The organism is Paenibacillus sp. NMA1017, assembly GCF_058895805.1.
Window position 1 is genome coordinate 1 of the sequence record NZ_JBZXYR010000038.1, and the last position, 2,945, is coordinate 2,945.

General features: G+C 59.3%; 1 protein-coding gene. It reads right to left on the minus strand.

Translation table 11 applies throughout. The features are described from left to right. Nucleotides 1–2,945: condensation domain-containing protein (locus AC5ELV_RS26205; RefSeq protein ID WP_493432443.1), on the minus strand; the 2,945-nt coding region annotated here is incomplete at both ends.

Sequence of the window (2,945 nt, forward strand, 5' to 3'; positions counted from 1 at the left end):
CGATCATCACGCCCTTCGGCTTGCCCGTCGTTCCCGACGTATAGATCACGTACGCCAGATCCTCCGGACGGGCTTCATGGAAGCTGTCGGCGCCAACATTCTGATGGCTCTCATCGCCGTCGTCCACAGCATCCGTCAGCTTGCCGGAGACAATGCCGGAGCCAATCGGCGCATTCGCCCGCTCGTCGCTGTACGACGCTTCGTCGTCGAGGTATAGCACCGTCGCCAGCGCCAGCTCCTCTTCGCCGAGCCAGGCTTCGGCACGCTCTCGCAGCGGCGTTTGCGTCAGCAGCACCTTCGCTCCGCTGTCTTCAAGCATGAACCGCACGCGGTCCGCCGGATAATCCGGATCGAGCGGCACATACGCCCCGCCCGCTTTCCAGACGGCCAGCACGGCCACCAGCAAGTCCACCGCACGCTCGGCGAGAATGCCGACGATCGTCTCCCGGCCGATGCCGCTTGCGCGCAGCGTGGCCGCTAAGCGGTTCGCCCGCTCGTTCAGCTCCGCATACGTCAGCCGGTCGTTCTCGTACACGACGGCCTCCGCTTCCGGCGTGCGCTCCGCCTGTTCCTCGAACAGCCGGTGGAACGCGCCCACAGGAGCCGCTTCCGGCTGCGCCGGGTTGAACGCGCCGAGAATTTGTTCTTTTTCCTCTGCCGTCAACAAGTTCAGCTCGGCGATCTTCGCATCCGGACGGCTTACGATCGTTACGAGCAGCTGCTCGTAATGTTTCGCCAGCCGTTCGATCGTCTCCCTTTTGTAGAGAGCCGTCGCATATTCGAAGCTGTAATCCAAGCCGCCGTTCTCCTCGCCCACATCCAAGCTGATATCAAACTTCGCGGTATCCAGTGCGCTCGGATAAGGAATCAGACGAAGCCCTTCCAGCTCAAATTCCTTGTTCTCCGTATTCTGCATCGTAAACAGCGTGTCGAAGAGCGGATTGCGACTTAAATCACGGGTGACTTGCACCTTGTCCACCAATTCTTCGAACGGATAGTTTTGATGCTCGAAGGCGTGGAGGGTCGTTTCTTTGACTTCGTTCAGGTATGACAGGAATGTCTTCTCCGAAGCCGGATAACTGCGGATAGCCAGCGTGTTTAAGAAAATCCCGATCAACGGCTGCACATCTCCATAATTCCTTCCGGCAATCGGCGTACCGACAATCACGTCTTCCTGACCTGAATATTTATGCAGAAGGACGTTATACGCTGCAAGCAGCACCATAAACAGCGTCGTGCCCGTTTCCGAGGCCAGCTGCTTCAGGCCGTCGGTTTTCGAAGCGTCGAAGAAAAACTCCAGCGTTTGGCCTTCGTAGCTCTGCACGGCCGGACGCGGATAGTCGGTCGGCATTTCCAGCACCGGAAGCTCGCCTTGGAACATGTCCAGCCAGTACGCCTCCTGACGCTGAAGCCGTTCCTTCTGCTCCTGCGAATGCTGCCAAACGGTGTAGTCTTTGTACTGAATGCGCAGAGGCTCCAATTGCTCGCCGCCGTACAAGCGGACGAATTCTTCAACAAAGATTTCCATCGAGACGCCGTCGGAAATAATATGATGCATGTCGTACATTAGAATATGGCGTTCCGGAGCCAGCTCGACAAGGCCTACCCTCAGCAGCGGAGGCTTCGCCAAGTCAAACGGACGGACGAAACGACGAACCGTCTCTTCGGCCTCTTGCTCATCCGCTCGATAGAACTCCACGGCAACATTCACGTCCTGGTAAATCCGCTGCGATGCTTCGCCATCCACCATTTCGAACCCGGTGCGCAGCGTTTCATGCCGCGCCACGAGCTTACGGAACGCTTCTTCGAACCTTGCCCGGTCCAAATCACCCTCCAGCAGCATCGCTTCCGGCATGTTGTAGCTAAGCTCCGCGCCTTCCAGTTGATTCAGGATAAAGAGACGTTTTTGAGCAAAAGATTGCGGGTACACCTCTCGGTCATCCGCCACCGGAATGGCAACGAATGTCTGCTCATCCAGCCGGGAAATGGCGGCCGCCATGCTCTCGATGGTGGAATGGCGGAACACGTCGCGCAGCGGCAGATCCACGTTCAACTCTTTATGAATCTTGCTGACAAGCGTCGTCGCCCGCAGGGAGTGTCCGCCGATGTCGAAGAAGTTGTCGTGAACGCCAATCTCCTTCGCAAGCCCTAGTACCTCCTGCCAAATCGCCGCCAACTTCGTTTCCAGCTCATTGCGCGGTGCGACGTACTCCGTTCCGCTTCCCGCTTCCCCTTCCGGCGCCGGCAGCGCCTTCCGGTCAATCTTTCCGTTCGGCGTCAGAGGCAGGCGCTCCAGCTCCACGAAGTACGACGGGATCATGTAGCCCGGCAGCTTCTGCGCCAGCGCGCTGCGCAAATCGTTCACCGCCAGCTCCGCTCCGGTATCCGGCGTGTAATACGCGCATAGCGCCTTCTGCCCGTTCGCGTCACTTCGAACCAGCACCACCGCTTCGCGCACGCCTTCCACCCGCAGCAGCTGCGACTCGATCTCGCCCGTCTCAATCCGGTAGCCCCGGATTTTCGCCTGGTTGTCGATCCGGCCGATGAAGTCTACGTTGCCGTCTTCCATCCACCGCGCCAAGTCTCCCGTGCGGTACAGCCGCTCGCCCGCGGCGAACGGGCTGTCTACGAACTTCTCTTCCGTCAGCTCCGGACGGTTCAAGTACCCGCGCGCCACTCCGACTCCGCCGATGACCAGCTCGCCCAGCACCCCGACCGGCACCGGATTCAGATGCGCGTCCACGATGTAGAATTTCGCATTCAGCCACGCTTTGCCGATCGGCACATGGCCTGTCTGCGGCAGCTTCGTCAGCGGCTCGTCATAGAAGCTTGAGTCGATCGCCGCTTCCGTCACACCGTATGCGTTGATGATCCGGAACAACGAGCCGAAGCGTTCCTGCAAGGTCCGGTAATCCGCCACGCTGCAGCTGTCCGAGCTCGTGATC